Origin of the sequence: Umezawaea sp. NPDC059074, from assembly GCF_042738955.1 — a bacterium.
GTDB lineage: Bacteria > Actinomycetota > Actinomycetes > Mycobacteriales > Pseudonocardiaceae > Umezawaea.
Genome location: NZ_JBHYHC010000050.1, coordinates 1 through 19409, shown reverse-complemented (window position 1 = coordinate 19409; position 19409 = coordinate 1). Strand labels below are relative to the sequence as shown.

General features: G+C 64.0%; 19 protein-coding genes and 3 tRNA genes. 11 read left to right on the top strand and 11 right to left on the bottom strand.

Translation table 11 applies throughout. From position 1 onward, the window contains the following. Positions 1-222: 222 nt before the first annotated feature. The 4 genes from ACFWW9_RS22985 to ACFWW9_RS22970 all read left to right on the top strand — a co-directional run bounded on the left by ACFWW9_RS22985 (position 223) and on the right by ACFWW9_RS22970 (position 1070). Positions 223-648 (top strand): SsgA family sporulation/cell division regulator, encoded by a 426-nt coding sequence (locus tag ACFWW9_RS22985; protein WP_106189084.1) that lies wholly within the window; start codon positions 223-225, stop codon positions 646-648. A 148-nt stretch (positions 649-796) separates the two neighbouring features. After that, positions 797-869 (top strand) — tRNA-Gly (locus tag ACFWW9_RS22980). Between the two features lie 56 nt (positions 870-925). Beyond that, positions 926-997: transfer RNA gene (locus ACFWW9_RS22975), tRNA-Cys, on the top strand. A 1-nt stretch (position 998) separates the two neighbouring features. Next, positions 999-1070 (top strand) — tRNA-Val (locus tag ACFWW9_RS22970). A gap of 130 nt (positions 1071-1200) precedes the next feature. On the opposite strand, the gene ACFWW9_RS22965 is transcribed toward ACFWW9_RS22970, so the two are convergent. Further along, positions 1201-1662: a hypothetical protein gene (locus tag ACFWW9_RS22965; RefSeq protein ID WP_390381361.1), complete on the bottom strand. Its 462-nt coding sequence runs from the start codon at positions 1660-1662 to the stop codon at positions 1201-1203. A 1024-nt stretch (positions 1663-2686) separates the two neighbouring features. Between ACFWW9_RS22965 and ACFWW9_RS22960 the strand changes: the two genes are divergently transcribed. Next, positions 2687-5245, top strand: coding sequence for an NACHT domain-containing protein (locus tag ACFWW9_RS22960; RefSeq protein WP_390381358.1), 2559 nt, complete (start codon positions 2687-2689; stop codon positions 5243-5245). Positions 5246-5340: 95 nt separating this feature from the next. On the opposite strand, the gene ACFWW9_RS22955 is transcribed toward ACFWW9_RS22960, so the two are convergent. The 3 genes from ACFWW9_RS22955 to ACFWW9_RS22945 all read right to left on the bottom strand — a co-directional run bounded on the left by ACFWW9_RS22955 (position 5341) and on the right by ACFWW9_RS22945 (position 6899). Then, positions 5341-5898 (bottom strand): integrase core domain-containing protein, encoded by a 558-nt coding sequence (locus ACFWW9_RS22955; protein ID WP_390381355.1) that lies wholly within the window; start codon positions 5896-5898, stop codon positions 5341-5343. Positions 5899-6232: 334 nt separating this feature from the next. Then, complete coding sequence (locus tag ACFWW9_RS22950) at positions 6233-6436, bottom strand: hypothetical protein (RefSeq protein ID WP_390381352.1); 204 nt, start codon at positions 6434-6436, stop codon at positions 6233-6235. A 58-nt stretch (positions 6437-6494) separates the two neighbouring features. After that, on the bottom strand, positions 6495-6899 hold the full coding sequence (locus ACFWW9_RS22945; protein WP_390381349.1) for an integrase core domain-containing protein: 405 nt from the start codon (positions 6897-6899) through the stop codon (positions 6495-6497). Between the two features lie 987 nt (positions 6900-7886). Between ACFWW9_RS22945 and ACFWW9_RS22940 the strand changes: the two genes are divergently transcribed. Continuing rightward, entirely contained in the window at positions 7887-8846 is a 960-nt protein-coding gene (locus ACFWW9_RS22940; protein ID WP_390381346.1) for a GDP-mannose 4,6-dehydratase, read from the top strand. On the opposite strand, the gene ACFWW9_RS22935 is transcribed toward ACFWW9_RS22940, so the two are convergent. The 5 genes from ACFWW9_RS22935 to ACFWW9_RS22915 all read right to left on the bottom strand — a co-directional run bounded on the left by ACFWW9_RS22935 (position 8839) and on the right by ACFWW9_RS22915 (position 12597). Then, positions 8839-9621, bottom strand: coding sequence for a hypothetical protein (locus ACFWW9_RS22935; RefSeq protein ID WP_390381343.1), 783 nt, complete (start codon positions 9619-9621; stop codon positions 8839-8841). The genes ACFWW9_RS22940 and ACFWW9_RS22935 overlap by 8 nt on opposite strands. Before the next feature lie 670 nt (positions 9622-10291). Next, positions 10292-10540 (bottom strand): PRC-barrel domain-containing protein, encoded by a 249-nt coding sequence (locus ACFWW9_RS22930; protein ID WP_390381340.1) that lies wholly within the window; start codon positions 10538-10540, stop codon positions 10292-10294. Next, positions 10527-10922 carry a hypothetical protein gene (locus ACFWW9_RS22925; RefSeq protein WP_390381337.1) on the bottom strand — a complete coding sequence of 132 codons (396 nt, stop codon included), beginning with the start codon at positions 10920-10922 and terminating at the stop codon, positions 10527-10529. Before ACFWW9_RS22925 ends, ACFWW9_RS22930 begins: the two co-directional genes overlap by 14 nt. Further along, positions 10919-12148 carry an NRAMP family divalent metal transporter gene (locus tag ACFWW9_RS22920; protein WP_390381334.1) on the bottom strand — a complete coding sequence of 410 codons (1230 nt, stop codon included), beginning with the start codon at positions 12146-12148 and terminating at the stop codon, positions 10919-10921. The genes ACFWW9_RS22925 and ACFWW9_RS22920 overlap by 4 nt, the downstream gene beginning before the upstream one ends. Next, positions 12145-12597 carry a hypothetical protein gene (locus tag ACFWW9_RS22915; RefSeq protein ID WP_390381331.1) on the bottom strand — a complete coding sequence of 151 codons (453 nt, stop codon included), beginning with the start codon at positions 12595-12597 and terminating at the stop codon, positions 12145-12147. Before ACFWW9_RS22915 ends, ACFWW9_RS22920 begins: the two co-directional genes overlap by 4 nt. 148 nt (positions 12598-12745) lie before the next feature. Here ACFWW9_RS22915 and ACFWW9_RS22910 point away from each other — a divergent pair, with 148 nt between their 5' ends. The 3 genes from ACFWW9_RS22910 (at position 12746) to ACFWW9_RS22900 (ending at position 15055) form a co-directional block, all read left to right on the top strand. Next, positions 12746-13366 carry a flavodoxin family protein gene (locus ACFWW9_RS22910; protein WP_390381328.1) on the top strand — a complete coding sequence of 207 codons (621 nt, stop codon included), beginning with the start codon at positions 12746-12748 and terminating at the stop codon, positions 13364-13366. A gap of 388 nt (positions 13367-13754) precedes the next feature. Continuing rightward, positions 13755-14096, top strand: a complete 342-nt coding sequence (locus ACFWW9_RS22905) for a hypothetical protein (protein ID WP_390381325.1) — start codon at positions 13755-13757, stop codon at positions 14094-14096. 602 nt (positions 14097-14698) lie between these two features. Further along, a complete protein-coding gene (locus ACFWW9_RS22900; RefSeq protein WP_390381322.1) occupies positions 14699-15055 on the top strand; it encodes a hypothetical protein in 357 nt (118 codons plus the stop codon). Between the two features lie 483 nt (positions 15056-15538). On the opposite strand, the gene ACFWW9_RS22895 is transcribed toward ACFWW9_RS22900, so the two are convergent. After that, complete coding sequence (locus ACFWW9_RS22895) at positions 15539-15904, bottom strand: hypothetical protein (protein ID WP_390381318.1); 366 nt, start codon at positions 15902-15904, stop codon at positions 15539-15541. A gap of 600 nt (positions 15905-16504) precedes the next feature. On the opposite strand from ACFWW9_RS22895, the gene ACFWW9_RS22890 reads away from it, so the two are divergent. Together ACFWW9_RS22890 and ACFWW9_RS22885 are read left to right on the top strand one after the other, a co-directional pair. Next, on the top strand, positions 16505-16903 hold the full coding sequence (locus ACFWW9_RS22890; RefSeq protein WP_390381315.1) for a hypothetical protein: 399 nt from the start codon (positions 16505-16507) through the stop codon (positions 16901-16903). A gap of 342 nt (positions 16904-17245) precedes the next feature. Then, positions 17246-17851, top strand: a complete 606-nt coding sequence (locus ACFWW9_RS22885; protein WP_390381505.1) for a transglycosylase family protein — start codon at positions 17246-17248, stop codon at positions 17849-17851. A 27-nt stretch (positions 17852-17878) separates the two neighbouring features. Here the strand turns inward: ACFWW9_RS22885 and ACFWW9_RS22880 are convergent, their stop codons facing one another. Next, positions 17879-18736, bottom strand: a complete 858-nt coding sequence (locus ACFWW9_RS22880; protein ID WP_390381312.1) for a DUF3152 domain-containing protein — start codon at positions 18734-18736, stop codon at positions 17879-17881. Positions 18737-19409: the final 673 nt, after the last annotated feature.

Here is a 19409-nt window from a genome sequence, read left to right as displayed (position 1 = left end):
CATTCGCACAACAGCCGGTACCAGGTTCAGGTTAAACCCAGCAAGATGGGTGGCGCCGACGCCCGAGCGGCCACGGAACGCAGCGAACAAGTCGCAGAACGGAGCGCGGATGCCACGATCGGGTGATCCGAACTGGCTCCCCATACGTTTTCCACCACAGAGACGTCACAAGATGGGTGCTCGGTCGTTTCCTTGACCGGGAAGGGAGAAAAGGTAACGACGATGCGCAACGATCACGTCACGCTCCGTTCGACAGCGGTCTTCGACCTGCTGGCGCCACGCACCCCGGCCGTTCCGGTGCAGGTCGAGCTCCGATACGACACCAAGGACCCGTACGCGGTGGTAGCCGCGTTCCGCACCGGCCGAGCCGGTTGGGTGGAGTGGGTCTACGCCCGCGACCTCCTCGCCGACGGCCTGATCGCCGACGCGGGCGACGGCGACGTCCGCATAAGGCCGGCGGCCGACGACCCGGAGGTCGTCGTCATAGAACTCAGCTCCCCGTCCGGCCACGCCATGTTCGAGGCGTCGGCACAGGAGCTCGCCGACTTCCTCGACCGCACCTACGACGTCGTGGTCCCCGGCAACGAGCACCTGTGGGTCAACGTGGACGAGGCCCTGACCCACCTCATCTCCAACGACCTGACCTGAAAAACCCGAGGTCGGGGGCCCGTAACGGCTTTACGGGTACCCCGATTTGATCCTGACGCGGTACATGTAATAAAGTTCCCTCAGCACCACGGAAGACCGGAACAACAAGCCCCAAAAGGGCAAAAAGTTCCAGAATTTCGCGGGGCGTGCGGACGTGGCGCAGCTGGTAGCGCATCACCTTGCCAAGGTGAGGGTCGCGAGTTCGAATCTCGTCGTCCGCTCGGCAGAGGGCCCCTTGGGCTCAGGCCAAAGTCTTGATGCTAGCCTTCAGGACAATGGCGGAGTGGCCGAGTGGCTTAGGCAAGGGCCTGCAAAGCCCTGTACACGGGTTCGATTCCCGTCTCCGCCTCGGACGATTAGCTCAGCGGGAGAGCACTACCTTGACACGGTAGGGGTCACAGGTTCAATCCCTGTATCGTCCACAAGTAGTTGCAGGTCAGGAAGCCGATCAGCGATCATCGCTGATCGGCTTTTCTGGCGTTTGGGAGCAAACGATCAAGGCCACATACCCTCGATCACACTGTTTCCGAGTTTTCCGGGTAGAGGTCACCATCACCGCTCCCACCGCCGGTGCATCCCGTCGAGCAGGTGGTCGGTCATGGCCTGCGTCACATGCGAGTAGCGCCCCCCGCCCCCGCCCCCCGTCCATCCGATGCCCAACCGCCGACGCTGCACGACCTCCGGCACCCCGTCCTCGATCGTCCACGTCTTGTGCGTGTGCCGTAGATCATGTAGATGCAAACCAGGGAACAGTGGCGCCCACCCCCTCCGCTTGTTCCCGTCGACCGCGGGCAACCAGACCCGACGCTGGAAGTTCGTCCGCCGCATCAGTCCGCCATCGACCCCGGTGAACACGTGCTCGTGATCGGTATCGGCCCGGTGCTCCAGCAACAGCTTGATCAGGAACTCCGGCAGATGCACCGTCCGGACACTCGCGGGTGATTTCGGCGGCGCGAGTTCCAAATGCCCGCCGATCTCGTGCAGCGCCCCGGTCTTGGCATCGACCTTGACCACCCCGTGCCCCATGTGCAGATTCGGCCACCGGAGCCCTGTGCATGCCGAAAATTACGTCCGTGCTGGTCAGGCCGCTAGATGGTACTCGTTGAGGATGCCGCCCAGTTGCTGGCGTCGAGGGTGTCGAGCTGGTGACTGTTGTCTGAGCGGTGGTCGATTGTGGGAGCGCGTGTAGTGGTCGGGCGCTGGCGACGCCTTGGTGGGGTTGGTGGGTGTTGTAGAACTGCTCGTACTCACGCAGGGCGCGACCACGACTGCATCCGCGCATGGGTCCCTATGAACCCTCTTTCACCTGCAGGGATGAGATTTTGGCAGGGACAAGGCTTGTGCGTCCCGACGCTGTGCTTGCCGATAATGTCGTCCGTGCTGGTCAGGTGGCTTGGCGGCGCGCAAGGGCTCTCGAATGCCTCCGTGAGCCTGGGGCCACCGTTCCGACGGACCGGCAGGATGCGGCAGATATCGGACAACCAGAGTTCCGTTGCTGCGTCGATCAGCGGCAGGCTGTTGGATGAGGTCTCCTGGGAGGGCAGGTCGGTCTGCCGCTGCCGTGACGGCGAGTGAAGGCTGGAGAACGTGTTGACCGCCGAGGTGTTCACAGCGATGGCCTCACACCAGTGAAGTCGGCATGTGCGGTGACCAATTGACGAAGACCTCGTTCCTTATTGCGGCATAGGAGTGCGACGGAGTGACATCCGCATTTTTGCGTTGATTCCTGTGCGGGATTGAGCTTCCATATGTGTCCGGATAGGCCGATGTCGACTGTTCGAGCGGTGGCGACGTAGGACGGTGCGGTGGGGCTATCAGGACGGTCCGGATGGTCTTCGCGTCGACCCGACCATCTATGGAACATGTTCCGGGACGTGGGACCGGGGGCCGAGATGGTCCGGCGGGCATTGTCAGGCTTGTACGCCACGGCCGCCGCGATCGAGTTGTCGTGTCGACGTCGCACAGCGCAACCTGAGCGGACTCGACAGGCTCGTTCCGTGGGGAACTCGGCTCGCCATGCACGAATGACGAACGACGAATGACAGGCGACGACTCGACGCAGTCGGCCGGAGTGCATAACGAGCTGCAACGCGGCGAGTTCGTTGTTCAGGCGCGAGACGTATACGGTGGCATTACCCTGCATACGGCCGCGCCGGGAGCCCCGTGGTGGGAAGTCGCCGCCGCCGAGTTGGCGAACATGGTCGAGGCTCGTGCGCGTGACGAGATTGCGGCGCGGGATCTGGTCGTCCCGGCGCCGTTGCCGGTTCAATGGGATGTCGACGTTTCCGATCCAGCCCCGTCGACGGACGCTGTGGTCGACATGTCGTGCGCACAGGCTGATGTCTCGGAGTTGGCGTCCATGTTCCTCAGCCTCCCGGTTCGTCGTCTGATGCTGCTGGGCGGGGCAGGAGCTGGCAAAAGCACCTTGGCTGTGCTGCTGGTGCGCTGTTTGCTGGCTGTCCGCCAGCAAACAGATCCGGTACCCGTACTGTTCTCGATGGCGTCCTGGGATCCCAAACGGGAATGCTTGGACGACTGGCTTATCCAACAACTGAAGCAGAACTATCCGCTATCGGATACCGGTTACGGCCGAGATGTGGCCGAGTACCTGGTCCGCGATCGGCATATACTTCCGGTGCTCGACGGGTTGGACGAGGTTGTCGATGGTGCCGATGCCGCACTCGTCGCGTTGAATACTTCGTTGTTGTTGAATGAACCAGTTGTGGTCACTTGCAGGGTGGGCGTGTACGAGGCGGCGTCAGACCCTGGCTCCAACGGCAGCGGCATGCACGCTGCCACGGTTCTGCGCGTTAGACCGCTCGATCCGGTCGATGTCGCGAACTACCTGCGCTCGGCGGCGCGGTCACGACGACAACTCTCACAGTGGCAACCACTCATCGACCGACTCGAGGAAGCCGACCCGACCCGGAGCGATCCGCTCATAACAGCGCTGTCGAGCCCCCTGCTTGTATGGTTGGCCCGAATGGTCTGCGAGTCGGGCCGGACCGAGCCGGGTGACCTCGCCAATCCGACGTTCTATCCCACGGCCGAGTCGATCACCCACCACCTGCTCGACGGTCTGGTCCCGGCGGCGTTCCGGGATCTCTCTCCACCTAGGTACTCCGGTCGGAGACATCGGTGCACAGCCGACCAAGCGCGCCATTGGTTAAAATATCTTGCTCGGGCCACGACTCCCTGGCACGGTAATAGGATCAATGCGGTCAGGCTCGACTTTCGACACCTGGCGATTCAGCGTTTGCCGAGGCTGTCTTGGTCTTTTTTTGTGCTGTTCACGATGTCGATATTTGTCGAAATGTGTATCTACGGGCGATTTTCGGAATCTTCGCTCAAAGGTCTGATTTGTGGGTGCTCTTTTTCTATGGCCACCACGGAGACTGTCTATCAAGTATTTGGTGTTCCTGCGGTTCGGCGGGCGTCGTGGAGTCCGCGCGACGCATTCTCCATATTCCGACTTCTGCACCAATTTCCATCGATACGCTTGATGAGTTGGACGGTCGCGGTAATCTTGACTATTGGCTTGCTGCGCAACTTTCGAAATTGGGTATGGCTGGTTGTGCTTGCTGGGTCGATTGTGATAATGATTGTCAAGGCTGCCCTCATTGCTGGCGCATTGACGCCGCCGGTAGTGCGTCCCCTGGGCGGTCAGTTCGCCCAAGTGCGCGCCTTGCGAAACTGGATGCTGCTGGATATCCTTATCTTCAGCTCGCTTTCCGCTGTCCTCGCCGGTGCAATCGGCGCGTCGTCGCTTGGCCTGTCATCGGGTGTGGTAATAGGTGTCTGGGCGTGGGTCGGAAGCTCCGCGTGGACTGCGGTGTTCAACATTTGGACATATTGGCAATGGAGTAGGCTGGTGTTGTTCCTATTCGGCCGGATGCCATGGTCGCCACTGGAATTCCTGGACGAATGCGCGCGGCGGGGGATCTTGCGTGAGGTCGGTGGATCCTACCAATTCTGTCATGATCTGCTTCGTGTTACATTGGCTGGCGAAGTATCGGTATCCACTTACCCTTTGCGGAGCCGACTGTTCAAAATCTTGTCGGTCGCTCAGGTGGTCGGCGATAGAGGATTCACGTTGCAATCTAGCCGTTCGTATCGGGCGGCAAAAGGTCGAGGTCTTTCCGGCTTGTATTTTGCAGTTGCAATTCTTGTGTCGATTTGGGTGCTACTGCTGACCGATGGGAATTCTGGACCGTTATTCCTTGTGGCTTTCGTGTGCTTGTTGTATTCGTATGGCTTTGCGATCGTTGGTGGCTTCTCTCGCCGTCGGCCGGCGGTGATGCAAATATCGACGGATCAGATTGAGGTAACCGGTGGTCAGCGACGCTTCCGCATCCACACTGACGACGTGAGTTCTGTGGTCATTCGGAGAAGTGGTTCGACCGCACTGCGTTTTTGGTCCGGAAATTATGGAGTGTACGCCCGGTTTCGGCCTGGTGCTACGCCGAATGGAGTGCTGATGAACCCTGCGGGCGAGGTCTTGCTGTTCGAGCTTGGCTTCGAGCCCATATTGCCACCAGGTATGGAAAGTGCTCTCCAACAGTCTCTTGGCAACCGGTGGCGAGGCATCGGTTACTAACGTGATAGATATCCGTGCGCCTCAATGAGGTGATCACCCGCAGTCTCTCATCGCGCAGTCGAACCCTGTACCGCTCGAAAAGTTGTCGCTGGTGGTCAGGCAGCATGTCTGTATTCGTTGATGAGTCCGCCGAGGATGCGGGTGCGGAGCAGTCTGCGGGTGTCGGGGTCGTGCACTGCGGCGGTGTGTCGCTGATCTGCGGGTGGTAGCTGGTCGCGGGCTTGGTGGGGTCTGTGTCGGTTGTAGTGCTCTTCGTAGGTCTTCAGGAGTTGCTGTGCGTGGCCCTCATCCATGATCAGGATGTGGTCGAGGAGTTCGCGTCGGAGGGTGCCGATGACTCGTTCGCAGTGGGTGTTCATCCGGGACGCTTGTGGCGCGCTGGTGATGACGTGCAGATCTTCGGCGTGGAAGACGGCGTCGAACGCCTGGGCGTACTTGCCGTCACGGTCGCGGAGCACGAATCGGAGCGACTCCATTCGGTGTTCGAGGTCGGCGGCGAGGTTGGACCTGCTGGGTTGTCCATGCCTGGGTCGGGTGGGCGGTGACGTCGGTGATGTGCAGGCGTTTAGTGCCGTGTTCGAGGAACGCCAGTGCGTAGAGGCGTGTGCCGAGCCCACGGTGTCGAGATTGTGGCTGCCGAAAACCTTATCCATGCAGTTGACGGGGGCCGCCGAGACCCATCCACAGATGCAGTCGTGATCACGCTGTTGTTGGCGGGCACGGCATGGTGACCGGCCATGCTGCTACGGCTGGCCTTGTGCTAGCCGAAAATGTTGCCCGTGCTGTTCAGGCGGCGTGGCGGTATTTGTTGAGGATGCTGCCCAGTCGTTGTCGTCGGCGGACGTTCAAGTCAACGAGTTGGGCTTGGTTGGTGATCGTTGGTGGCAGCTCGTGTAGGGGTTGTACGTTGGTGATGCCTTGATGAGGCCTGTGGGTGTTGTTGAACTGTTCGTACTCGCGTAGGGCGTGGAGTAGACGCTGTTGATTTCAGATGAGTGTGCGATCGAGAAGTTCGCGGCGGCAGCTCTGGATCCACCGTCCCATGATCGCGTTCATCCGCGGGATCCGGATGCCACTGAGGACGAGCTGTATGCCCGCATCGGCGAGAACCGCATCGAACACGGCGGGGAACTTCCCGTCGCGGTCGCGGATCAGGAATCGTGAGGAGTTGCCCGCGTCGTCGAGGTCCATGACGAGGTTTTCGCTGCCTGGGCGACCCTGTGCTCGCCGAAAATTACGTCCGTGCTGTTCAGGCGGCGTGGTGGTATTCGTAGAGGATGCCGTTCAGTCGCTGGCGTCGGCGGATGTCGAGCTGGGTGACTGTTGTCTGAGCGGGGCTCGGTTGGGAGAGCGCGTGTAGTGGCCGGGCGTTGGCGATTCCCTGGTGGGGTCGGTGGGTGTTGTAGAACTGTTCGTACTCGCGCAGGGCGTGCAGTAGGTGTCGTTGGTTCCAGATGAGGGTGCGGTCGAGGAGTTCGCGGCGGCAGCTCTTGATCCAGCGTTCCATGATCGCGTTCATTCGCGGGACCCGGACACCGCTGAGGACGACCCGGATGCTCGCGTCAGCGAGAACCGCATCGAACAGAGCGGGGAACTTCCCGTCGCGGTCGCGGATCAGGAACCGTGCGGAGCTGCCCACGTCGTCGAGGTCCATGACGAGGTTCTTCGTTGCTCGGGTGACTCAGGCAGCGGTCGGGTGCGCGGCGGCACACAGGACGCGGATTCGGCGGCTGGTGTGTTCGATGACCGCTAGTGGCGGATGCTTCTCAAGGTCGGTACTTTGAGGAAGTCACAGGCCAGCAGGACTTGGGCTTGGGAGCGGAGGAAGTCCACCCAGGTGATGGACGTGCGATCGGATGTCGGGCCGATTCCGGCGTCCTTGAGTATCTGCCACACGGTGGATGCGGCGATCGTGATGCCGAGTACGAGTAGTTCGCCGTGGACGCGGCGGTAGCCCCAGATGGGGTTCTTTCGTGCCAGGCGGAGCACTAGGAGCCGGATTGACCGTAGTGGCCGCGGCCGGCCGGGGCGTTTGGGACGAGACTTGGCCGCGCGGCGGCGGGCGAGCAGGTCTTGGTGTCAGCGCAGCATCGTTTCCGGACGTGCCAGGAGCCGGAACCGACCAAGCGCTTTTGTCGGGAGTCGGTGCAGCAGTGCCGCGAGGAATGCCCGATCAGCGGAAGAGAACCGCGGCCGGGTTCTGCCTTCGTTGGCATTCCAGGACGGTGATCTGATTGCGTAGCAACAGGATCTCCAAGTCCTTGTCTCGGTCGCTCATAGGGAGAAGGCGTAGCAGGGAGAACGCGTTGGTCATGCTGAGATAGGCCGGTCGATGCAGTATGACCGATCATCATGCAGTGCTCATCGGCGACAGTGCGGGATCACGACCGCTTCCGCACATGGATTCCTGCAGATCGTCTTTCACCTGCATGGATGAGGTTTTGGCAGGCGCACCGTTCGCAGGCAAACGAACTGTCGGCCAGACGGAGGACCGAAAGAGGAACTTTCACCTTCGGTTACTCATCGGGTTCGGAAAGGCGCTGGACGCCCGACGCAGTCGGCAGGCCGATCCCCGGTGCCTCTCCTCGAGCCGCGGCGTCCTCTGAGGCTTCTGACGGATGCGCCGGGCTAGATTGGGAGTATGAAACGGAAGGCGCTGATCAGTGGGGTCGGCGGTCAGGATGGCAGCTACCTTGTCGAGTTGCTCCTCGGCAAGGGCTACGAGGTGTACGGATTCGATATCGACGACGCCTCGTTGCGGCGCCTCCTGGTGCCGTCTTGTGTGACGCTTCACCGAAGCGACGTGACCAGTGGATCGGAGATGACCCGGCTCCTGTCCGATATCCGGCCAGCGGAGGTCTACCACCTGGCGGCGCAGACCAGAGTGGACTGGTCCTTCGTCGAGCCGCTGGCGACCATGCACAGCATCGCGGTCGGCACGGCCACTCTGCTGGAGGCGGTGCGCACCGTCGTTCCTGACTGCCGCTTCTTCCAGGCGTCCAGTTCGGAGATGTTCGGTGACACGCCCGGTCCGCAACGCGAGGACTCCGCGCTCGCGCCGATCAGCCCGTACGGTTGCGCCAAGGTCTTCGCGCATCATCTGGTGGAGACATATCGCCGGTCCTACGGTCTGTGGGCGGCGGCCGGGATCCTCTTTAACCACGAGTCGGAGCGCCGCAGCACGGACTTCGTAAGCCGGAAGATCACCAGAGCGGTAGCGGAGATCGTGGCGGGCAAGCGTGACATCGTCGCCCTGGGCAATCTCGATGCCCGCCGCGACTGGGGACATGCCCGCGACTATGTCGATGCGATGTGGCGCATCATGGCCCAGCCGTCACCGCGCGACTATGTCATCGCGAGCGGCCACAACCACAGCGTGGCGGAGTTCGCTGAGCTGGCTTTCTCCTTGGTCGGGCTGAGCTGGACCGACCACGTGGTGACGGACGCTCGCTTCCTCCGGCCGACCGACCCATCCGATCTGCGCGGCGACTCTGCCCTTGCAAAGTCGGAGCTTGGCTGGAAGCCGTCCATTACCTTTACCGAACTGGTTCGCCGCATGCTGGACTCCGACCTCGATGCGTGCGATGTCGGGGCTACATGACCTTGACGTCGCAGGGTGTCTCTATGTCCTTCGGGTCGTACACCACGTCAAGACGACAGACGATCGTCGTGCCATCGGTGTGCTTGGCGATGATGTCCTTCAGCTTGCTGGTGTCGGACACCTGCTCGGCCGCAGCGACTGTCCCGGTGCCATGGATGCCTGCCAGCAGAACAACGCGGAACGAGGCATCGCCAGGGTTCGGGAAGGACGAGACGAGTGCCTGGTCGTAGTGTTCGCCGTTCGTTCGAGGGCTGCCCTCTCGAGAGGACCGGAAGCGGGTACCCGTGCGGTCCATCAGAACGTTGATTGTCTTGTTGGGATCGGTCTCGTCGAAGGTCATGTAGTACTTGTGACCGCTCTCGGCCGACACGAAGCGCCGGAAGATCCCGTTACGAGCGGGGCCGCATAACAGGACGAGATTGTTGGCCTCCAACCGGAAGGCGGGATGCAGCGGGTCGTTCACCCATTTGGCTGGTCCGATGTGGAAGTGCTCGCCCTCGCGGAGTCCGGCGGCCTCGAACATGGTCGCGAGGCGCCGGGCCGCCTTGGTGTCAGTAGCTGGATAGTTCCACTCTCCGTTGTCGTTGATGGCCGAGTGGATGATGAGGAAGTTCTTGCCCTGGCCGAAGAACTCGCGGATCGACTTCTTCAGAGAGCGTCTGTCGTAACGGCGCTTGAAGTAGGTGTAGCCCAGACCCAGGCCGAGACCGATACCCCACGCCGCCAGGTTTATCAACAGGTCGTGCAGATCCGAAGACCAGGACACGTTGATCACCCTCTCCGACGAGCGGCTCGGAGGTTCGTTTCGCCTTTAAGGTCAGGATGCCATGATCCAGCAGATGGCGGGGGTCGGATGACAGGGCCGAGCGCTGACGCCAGCGTCACGCTTGTCGAGAACCTGTTTCGCGCAGCTATGAGGACACTTGGAGTGAAACATTCAAGGCTGATGGATGCTGGCATAGTTTGCAGCCAGCTTTTCTCGGCTTGACCCAACGCTGTGCTTGCCCGAAATGCCGTCCGCGCAGGTCGGAGGTGGTGGTCTTCGTTGAGCATGTTGCCGGTCGCTGGTACTGAGGACATGGTCGTTAGTGATCCCAGCCCTGTGCTTGCCGAAATTACGTCCGTGCTGGTCAGTCGACATGGTGGTACTCGTTGAGGATGCCGCCCAACCGTTGTCGTCGGAGGACGTCCAAGTCGCTGATCTGGGCTCGGTCGGTGATCGGTGGTGGCAGCGGGTGTAGCGGTCGGGCGTTGGCGATGCCCTGGTGAGGTCGCTGCTCATCCACGGCGTCACCGGCGTGGACATGAACGGCAAGTCCGACCCGCCGCCCAAGTTCTTCGACACGATCCTGACCCACGTGCAGCGGAACGGTGCGTGGGCCGCAGTTCCGAGCGGCGGATCGTGGTGGGACTTCTGCGGGCTCGTCGACTTCTTCCCCGCAAGGTCATTCCCAGCGAACGGCCGACCACTCGACCTCACGGGTGCCGCGGTGCAGTAGTCGGGCGAGCCACTCGAACGCCCACGGCAGCTGCACCGACGGGCGTTCGTAGCCCAGCAGCCGTCCTCGGTGAGGTGGCGCGACCAGTACGGCGCGGACCTTGCCGTCGGGGCCGGCGATGAGGTCTGCCACCCGGCCCAGTTCGGATCCGTCCGCGGTGTAGGCGGTTCGGCCCAGCAGGTCACTCGCCTGCATCGCGCGCTCCGGGGATTCGGCCGATCAGCTTGTCCCGCAGCCAGGTCTCCAGTGGCGGGGTGTCCAGCAGGTCGCGGGCGATCGACAGTTCGACCGCGCTGCCGATCGTGGCCACGTGGTCGAAGGCGATCCGCAGTGGTGGGCGGGCTTCGGGGCCGTGCAGGCGGGTCGCGACCGAGACCATCCACCGGCCCAGCGCGCCGCCGATGCGCCTGCCCAGGGCGCGTTGGCCGGACAGCAGGGCGACCACCGTCGGCACGCCGTGGGCGTCGACGTCGAGTTCGACGTCGTCAACCTTGCCGACCAGGTCGCCGTGCACGTCGAGGATCTGCCGGTCGAGCAGGTGGAAGTCGATCCGCAGCGGATCGGGGTGCGTGCTCATGAGCCCATTCCCGTCAGCAGCATCAGGGGGATCGCCGCGACCGCCGCGACGAGGATGAACACCAGGTAGATCCCGCCGAGCACGTTCGCGAACCGGCCGTTGACCTGGTCGCCGAGGTACTCGCGGTCGTTGGCCACCACCAGGATCGGCAGGTAGGTCAACGGCAGCGCCACCGCGCTGAACACCAGCGAGTACTCGGTGATCGCGACCGGGTCCGCCGTGGTGAGCAGCAGTGCCACGCCCAGCAACACGCTCACCAGCACCACGGTGTGGAACCGCGCGGCTTCCCGTGGCTTGACGCGTTTGCCCCACTGCCAGCCGAAGTACTGCGCCACGGTGTACCCGGCGGACAGGCCGGTCTCCAGCGCGGCGCCGAACGTGGCGGCGAAGAACCCGAGCACGACCACCGCGAGCCCGATCTTGCCCAACGCCATCGCCACCGGCAGCGCGGTCTGGCTGAGCACGTCGACCCGGACGCCGATGGGCTCGAACACCACCGCCGCGCACCCCATGACGGCCAGCGAAAGCAAGCCGCCCAAAGGGAAGCCGACGAACACGTTGACCCGCTCGGTGACCAGGTCCTTGCGCGTCCACTTCTCCTCGACACCGCCGGAGGAGAAGAAGAACACCTCGTAGGGGGTGAGCGCGGCGGCGAACAGCGACACGGCGAAGAACCCGTAGGTGCCCCAGTTCTCCGCGTCCGGCGGCCCGAAGCTCGACGCCTGCGCGCCGAGGTCGCCCCACGGCGGGTCCAGCGCGATCAGGGCGACCACGAACACCACCAGCGCCAGCCCCATGAGGCCGAACACGCGTTCCATGGTGTCGAACTCGACCCGCCACAGCACGATCCACAGCACGAACGCCACCAGCGGCACCCACAGCAGGTGGTGCACGCTGGTCACCAGCTGGATCGCCAGCGCGACACCGCCGATCTCGGCGGCGAGCGTCAGCAGCGTGACCAGGTAGGAGCCGCCGAGGTTGGCCAACGCCACCCGCGGCCCGAGCCGTTCGCGGACCAGGTCGAACACCGGCCTGCCGCTGACCGCCGCGACCCGGCCGCACATCTCGGCGTACACGCAGATGCCGATGACCCCGACCACCACGACCCACGCCAGCCGCATCCCGAACCGCGCGCCGGTCTCGGAGTTCGCGACGAGGTCGCCGATGTCGACGAACCCGCCGATGGCGGTCAGGATCCCCAGGGTGATGCCGAGCAGCTTCTTCACCGGTGGGCCCCCGCGAACTCCCGCAGCTGCCCGCCGACGTCGCCGAGTTCCTTCGCCGTCGAGCTGAGCGCCTGGTGGTCGTCGCGGTCGGCGGCTTCGGTGGCGTCGCCGATCAGGGTGGCCGCTCGCACGAGCAGTGGCAGCACCTCGTCGCGCACGCCTTGCGCCGACCGGTCCGGCACGTCGAGGCCGACCAGGTCGTCCAGGGCCGTGGCGACGCCGTCCCGCGCGTCGAGCAGGGCGGCGGAGGCGTAGGTGGAGAGGGTGTTGCCGTCGACCGAGGCGGAGCCGACCGTGCTCGCGGTCAACGCCGCCGAGGCCGCGTCACGGGCGCTGGTGACGGCCGTGGCCCGGTAGTCGTCGCCGGTGGTGGGTAGTAGACCCGGCACCACCACGGCGAGCAGCACCGCCCCGATCACGCAGAAACCCAACCACCGGCGATGTCGCATGACCGCAGCTACCCGTCGCACCCGGCCGGAAAACCTTTCCCGCGGGGGAGAACGACGTGCGCTGCCGTGGATGTCGGGTTCGTCCGGAAGACGGTGGTGGAGACCTCGTCCTTGTGTGAGTGGGGACGGACGCGGGTATCTCGCGTGCATGACGACATCGACACCACCGCTGCGCGCGCTCGCGCTCGTGTGCACCCTGAGCCCCTCGCCCGCGGAGTCCAGCAGCCAGCTCATCGCCGACCAGGTGCTCGGCGCGCTGGCCGAGCACGGGGTGACGGGGGAGAGCGTCCGGCTGGTCGACCACGACGTGAAGCCGGGCGTGGGGAAGGACATGGGAGACGGGGACGCGTGGCCGTCCATCCGGGAGCGGATGCTCGCCGCCGACGTGCTGCTGATCGCCACGCCGACCTGGATGGGGCAGGCCAGCAGTGTGGCGCAGCGGGCGATGGAGCGGTTGGACGCGGAGCTGTCCGAAAAGGACGACGAGGGGCGGCTGCTGACCTACGGCAAGGTCGGGGTCGTCGCGGTGGTGGGCAACGAGGACGGCGCGCACAAGATCAGCGCGGACCTGTACCAGTGCTTGAACGACGTCGGCTTCACGATCCCGGCCGGTGGCGTGACGTACTGGAACGGCGAGGCCATGCAGGGCACGGACTACAAGGACCTGGACGAGACGCCGAAGACGACCGCCGGGACGACGAAGACCTTGGCTGCCAACGCCGCCCACCTCGCGCGGCTGCTCAAGGCGGAGCAGTACCCCGCCACCTGAGCAGACCGTTGCCCGGTCGAAGGAACTACGAAGCCGTGTCCGCCGCCGACCGTTCGGTCGTTCCGGCGAACCCGGCCTCGTCTTGTGGAACCACCTTGAAGCGCGTCATTCAAACAGGTGAAACCGAAGCGCGGCGAAATGCTTGTATTCGGGCAAGTAATTAGGCGAACGGCGACGTCAAGAGCTTGAGTGGCATCACTCGGCGAGAATGGGTGGACGACGTGTGATGCCGATCACGACAAGTTCACTGTGCGCTGGTCAGGCGAAGCCAGGAGATTGCAGGAGTTCCCGGCGCGTGGTCGACCGTCGAACAGCGGTCGACCCGCCAAGGGGCCTTTCGCACATCAGCAGCAGGTAGGAGACAGATTTTATGCTTTCGCTTCGTCGCGTGATCGTCGCAGGCGCCATCGCCCTTCCCCTGACGATGGGTGGGGCGGGGGTGGCCATGGCCGACGCTTTCCACAGCCACGACGCCACGGCCGGACCTGACGGCGTCTCGGACAGCCACACCTCCGCGGTCGCCCACGGCGGTCACCACGGCCACTTCGGCGGTGGCGCCGCCTTCGCCGAGGTCAACTCGACCACCGGGCCCGACGGCCCGACCACGGAGTGGATCTTCGCGGTCGCGGGCGAGAACGGCGACGTCGTCTACTACAAGGGCAGGGACACCGCCGGGCCCCAGGGCGTGTCCTCGACCGCCATCAGCGCGACCTCGGGCTACGAGGGCTGATCGACGTCCTGCGGAAGGACCGGGCTCGCATTGAGGCGGTAGGGGAGCGCCGCGGCCCGCTTGCGGCGTAGCTGGTTCCTCTCCTCTCTCGTCCGAGTCAGGTGGCGGTGGTTTCCGGAACTCCCGGAGGCCACCGCCTCTTGCTGTGTCCGGCACCGCCTCCGGTTTCGCCGGCACGACCGCCCGATGGGTTCTCGAGTTCATCGGCGCGTTGCGCTCCTTTCGTCGGGGTGAGGTGGTACGGCCTGACTCGTGCGCGCGGGGCGAACGCTGTGCCGTTTCTCGATTGGGTTCGCGGCGCCTGCACTTTTGGGCGACGCGTGTTCATCCGGGCAGTTCGCCGGTGGAGTGACGTGCCTAAACGTCGTGGGGCTCTCCACGGATCGGTATTTTCTCACTCGACCAGGTGATGCGATCATTACTGTGCGGATATCTGTCACACGATAGTGTTGTCGAGTGGATTTAGGCTAACGCCGCATGTATGTTCGTTCCACGGCAGTCAGGTTCGCCTCAATGCGGTGGATGTCCTTGGAGATAGGGATCAGATCCCGTATATCGATTGCCGTGCAAAGCGAACCACAAATGCAATCGAGGAGTTTTCTGTGTTGAAGAAGTTGGGTGCTGTGGCAGCTGCCACCGCGGCAGGCATGGTGATGCTCGGTGGCATGGCTTCGGCCGCCCCGGTCGTCGGCAACGTGGACAGCGTGGACCACAGCGGGTTCGACCAGGTTGGTCTGCTCAACCTGAACAACACCGACGTGCTGCACAACGTCAACGCCGTTCTGGGTGTGTGCGACAACAACATCAACGTGCTCGGCGTGCAGGTGCCGGTCGAGGACGTCGCGAACGGTCTCAACGTGCCGGTCCTCTCGCCCGGTGAGAGCAGCTCCGAGAGCGCGTCCCCCGACGTGTGCGCCGCGGGCGGCATCATCGACGGTGGCACCGGTCAGAACAACTGACCTGAACGACTGAACTGGCCGTCATTCGTGCGGCTTGATCAGGCAGTGTGATCCTGAAGCGGTGGTGCGGGACTCTTTCGAGGGTCTCGCACCACCGCTTCTTTTTGTTCCCGCTTTCTCTTGGGCAATGTGCATTTTTCTCACGTGAAAACTATTTCGAATCATTTTCGCGGAATGTCTCTTCGGTGATCTCGTCAGCGGATTCACCCAGGAGTGCTAACTTCGGCACCCGATGCGGTGTTGATGTGCGTTAATCGCTGCGATGGCATACTTCGACCTTGATCATTGCCGGATGTCCACAGAAAAGCCCGGCATGCTCCTGAAGTCCCTCAGGGTCGCCGGTATCGCAACTGCGCTTGTCGTGGTAGGTACTGCCACGAGTTCAGCTGAGCCTGCTCATGACGGACCGGGAAGTGCGGCCGTCGAACGGGGAATCCCCGAATGTGAGAACCAGTTCCCCGGTTGGCCGTTCGACGACTGTGGTCATGGTGGCTGGACCCCTCCGGGATTGCCCCACCACCCGACGACCGAGCCGACCTGCTGGTACGAGTGCGAGACCGAGACCGTTCCTCCCGAGGAGGACTGTCCCGAGACGACCACGCCCACGGAGTCGACGACCTGGAGCACTCCGACCGAGTCGACGACCTCGAGCACTCCGACCGAGTCGACCACCACGACCACCACCACGACGTCGACCACGTCGACGGGGGTGACGACCACGTCGACCGGGGCGACGACCACAACAGGGACGACGACCATCCCGACCGAGTCCACGACCTCGAGCTCGTCGACTGGCACGACGTCCAGTTCGACGACCACCTCACCGATCACCACGAGTTCGAGCTCCACCCTTGTCACCACCACGCCCACCGCGGTCCGGGAAGGCTTCGGGCCGGGCGGAGGGGCAGGCCGTGGACAGGGCAACGCGGTCGTCGCCACCAGTGCGCAATCCGAGAGCCTGGCGTACACCGGGATCAAGGGATGGCTCATGGGGCTGTCCGCTCTGCTCCTGACCGGCGGCATCGCTCTCGTGGCGTTGACCAGCCGTAGGCGTCGCGCCTAATCGCGTTCACGGGGTGGGTCGGTGGGACGTCGCCACCGACCCGCCCCGGCCGGTGGTGCCGGTTCGTCGCCCGCAAATGTGCCAAACCTCAACCGTTGGCACTTCTTGTGGGCGTTTCCTTTTTCAGCACTGTTCTTTCCCACGCTTGGCGCGTCGCGCTGCCCTGGTCCGTTGGCTCCGCGGCCTTCTGAGGGGTCCGCGAAACATCACCCGAATAGGTAGCACACGATCGGGTATCCAGCTGGAACTCTCCCCTGGGGCGCTGTACGTTCGCCTGGCGGTCGATTCCGCGAATGCATCGATGCGTTGCCTAGCCCCGTGCATTTAATGCGGAACTGTCCGACGCCGGATGTGTACACGTTTTGGAACTACCAAAGGATTTTCAAGTGATCAAGAAGCTTGGTGCCGTTGTGGCCGCGACTGCTGCTGGCATGGTCATGCTGGGCGGTATGGCTTCCGCGACGACCGGTGCTCCGCACGAGGAGCTGCCGACGCCCCACGGTCACGGTGGCGTTGGCAACACCGGCAGCATCGACTCCAGCGACCTGGCGCAGGTCGGCCTGGTCAACCTGAACAACACCGACGTGCTGCACAACACCAACGTCGTCGCCGCCGCGTGCGACAACAACATCAACGTGCTGGGTGTGCAGGTCCCGGTCGAGGACGTCGCGAACGGCCTCGACGTGCCGGTCCTGTCGCCGGGCGCGAACGGTGCCGAGAGCGTCTCCCCCGACATCTGCGGCGCCGGTGGCATCGTCGACGGTGGCATCGGGCAGAGCAACTGACCTGAGTCGCCCGGTCGCCTTTCGGCAACGGTGGTTCACTTTCTAATGGTGGTGGCGCGGGCCCTGCGGGGTCCGCGCCATCACCATTTTGTGCTGTAGGGCAGGCTCAAACCCGGCGGAAGTCTAAAATGTCTGAAATGCAGCCATCCGAGTGACTCGGGTGAGCGAGCACGCCCTGTCCTGAGTGCGGCTCACTGGGCCTGACCTGCGCACATGAGAGCAGAAGTGAATCTGGCGAGCACGTGCTGGTATTGGAGACCACCATGATCGGCTCGCCAAGCCGGTAGCGCTTCCCTACGGTTCGATTTGTCGTCATTCGGCATCGACGGCGCGTGGAAGCGGATGGCCGAGCAGTCACCCCTCGTCCGGCTGGCATCCGTCCGACTTCGTCAACCCGAAACAGCCACTGGACGAGGGCGAACAGGGGACGGCGCAACACCCCTGGTCGGACGTGCGACGGATGGAGCGGGCATGGGTTTCGGCGCTGCCAGTGATTTCAGGACGTTGTGGCGAGTTCTTCGCTTTGTCGCGGTGGCCGCCGCCGGTGTCGCGACCTTGTTACTGCTCGGAGGAACGGCCAGTGCTCGGCCTGGGGCCTCCGGGGACTGGGATGCTCCAGGGCGGTGCGAAGGCGAAGAACTCTGGACGGCCGACACGGGCTACGGGTTCCACGAAGGTTTGCAGTTCTCGGCCGGTACGTGGAGTGCCTTCGACGGTGCCGGTTCTCCGCACCTCTCTTCTCGCGAGGATCAGGTCCGCATCGCTGAAAGGGTTCTCGGGTCCCCTGAGTTCGACGCGTGGCCCTCCTGCACGTCGCGCCTTCCGCTGGCCGAGGCGATCCCGCCTGCTGCTCCTCCCTTGGCCGTCGACGACGACGCTGAACCGCCATCCAGGCCGGCCCCCTGCGGTTCCGTGCTCGAGGTCGAGGGCCCCGTGTCTCCCGTGTGAAGGAACGTCGACGGGACTGGTGTGGAATCAGCGTCCGGCGCGCGGATACGGCCACGAGTTGGGCGTGCAAACCTTGCCGTCCGCGGGAACTGCCACCTGTTGAGGGGCGGCGGCGGTGATGTGAGCCAGCTCGTCGTTGTGGGTGCTGAACGTCTGCTGCATCATCACCGGTGCGGGCCCGCCCGCCTCGGAGCACAGCGCGTGGCCGTGGCCCAGGAAATGTCCGACCTCGTGGTTCACCACGTACTGCCGGTACTCGTCCAGGTTCCGGCCGAACGACTTGGCGCCGCGGATCCACCGTGCGGCGCTGACGTACACCTGGTCGTCGACGCGGCACGAGGTGTCGAAGGGCAGTTCGAACCCGCACAACCGGCGGGCAGTCGTCTGGGACGCGAGTCTGATCCGCAGGTCGGGAGCGTTGTGCTCCACCCGCCGCAGGGTCACTTCGCCGCCGCCACCCCAACTTCGGGGGTCTTCCAGCACGTTCTCCACGAAGTCGCCGAACCGCGCGTCACCGTCGGCCAGGTGCACGCCGTCCTCGACCTCGATGGAGTAGGTCGTCACGAGGTCGCTGCCCGTGGACTTGGCGGCTCCCGGAACCCCGTGCCAACTGCCGTGGCCCAGCACGGGAAACGCGGGCCCGTCGGGCAGGTGTGCGCTCGAACCGGTGCTCATGGCGGCAGGCCGTCCACCGGGGCCCAACGGGGGCTGGTCCGGCGTCGATGGCACCGAGCGCACGGTGATCAGCTTGTTCGTCGCACCGATCCGCGGGGGTAGGCCCGACTGCTGACCCGCGAGTCCCATGGTGGAGAACGCGACGAGGGCAACGGTGCACAGGCTCGCCGTGTACAGCACTGAGGGCAGACCTGGTTTGCGAGATGCCACGTTCGCTCCACGTGAGTAGACCAGCGGTGGGGAGCCTGCTCCGAAACCGCGGTCCGGGCGGGTCCACCAGTTGTGCGGGACAAGCAGCCGACCGGTGGTCGGAAGTGAATTCCCCCTGGCGTGGCAGGGGATTCCGCCACAGTGCGGACAGCGGTTCGTGATGGTCCCGCAGCGGACCACTCCGGGACGAACGGTCCGCGGCCGCGAGCCCAAGCTACCGGCGTGCTGGGCGGGACTGGTGGTTTTGGGCCGCCCAGGGCGCTGTAGTACACGGTTGAGTGATCGACCACGCGACGGCCTTCAGCACATCACCGGAGTGTCGATCCCGCGGACCGGTGGCGGTGGATCGTGTTCAGCGGGAAGGGTTTCCGGGGAGTCGTCGTCATCGGTGCGGCGAGGGCTCGATCGGCGTTGCTATGCGGTCAAATTCGACCCTCATGGGTGACTGAAGTCATCCGAAGGAATTAGGCTCCTTGCGTTGGAGGCACTGGTTACGACACTTTCGCGCCCATGAACCTCAAGAAGACCCTCGCAGGCACCGCAATCGCTCTGGGTGGCGCGACCATGATGCTCGGCTTGGGCGGCACGGCGAACGCCGCTGTCGACGGAGACGCTGTTTCACCGGCCGTCGGCCACCAGTTGAACGACGTCATCGACGCTGACGACCTGTCGC

What these genes read in the sequence shown, in the direction of transcription:
- ACFWW9_RS22985 (WP_106189084.1), top strand. Translation starts at nt 223, where the DNA reads ATGCGCAACGATCACGTCACGCTCCGTTCGACAGCGGTCTTCGACCTG.
- ACFWW9_RS22960 (WP_390381358.1), top strand. Translation starts at nt 2,687, where the DNA reads ATGACAGGCGACGACTCGACGCAGTCGGCCGGAGTGCATAACGAGCTG.
- ACFWW9_RS22955 (WP_390381355.1), bottom strand. Translation starts at nt 5,898, where the DNA reads ATGGATAAGGTTTTCGGCAGCCACAATCTCGACACCGTGGGCTCGGCA.
- ACFWW9_RS22950 (WP_390381352.1), bottom strand. Translation starts at nt 6,436, where the DNA reads ATGGACCTCGACGACGCGGGCAACTCCTCACGATTCCTGATCCGCGAC.
- ACFWW9_RS22945 (WP_390381349.1), bottom strand. Translation starts at nt 6,899, where the DNA reads ATGGACCTCGACGACGTGGGCAGCTCCGCACGGTTCCTGATCCGCGAC.
- ACFWW9_RS22940 (WP_390381346.1), top strand. Translation starts at nt 7,887, where the DNA reads ATGAAACGGAAGGCGCTGATCAGTGGGGTCGGCGGTCAGGATGGCAGC.
- ACFWW9_RS22930 (WP_390381340.1), bottom strand. Translation starts at nt 10,540, where the DNA reads ATGCAGGCGAGTGACCTGCTGGGCCGAACCGCCTACACCGCGGACGGA.
- ACFWW9_RS22925 (WP_390381337.1), bottom strand. Translation starts at nt 10,922, where the DNA reads ATGAGCACGCACCCCGATCCGCTGCGGATCGACTTCCACCTGCTCGAC.
- ACFWW9_RS22915 (WP_390381331.1), bottom strand. Translation starts at nt 12,597, where the DNA reads ATGCGACATCGCCGGTGGTTGGGTTTCTGCGTGATCGGGGCGGTGCTG.
- ACFWW9_RS22910 (WP_390381328.1), top strand. Translation starts at nt 12,746, where the DNA reads ATGACGACATCGACACCACCGCTGCGCGCGCTCGCGCTCGTGTGCACC.
- ACFWW9_RS22885 (WP_390381505.1), top strand. Translation starts at nt 17,246, where the DNA reads ATGGCCGAGCAGTCACCCCTCGTCCGGCTGGCATCCGTCCGACTTCGT.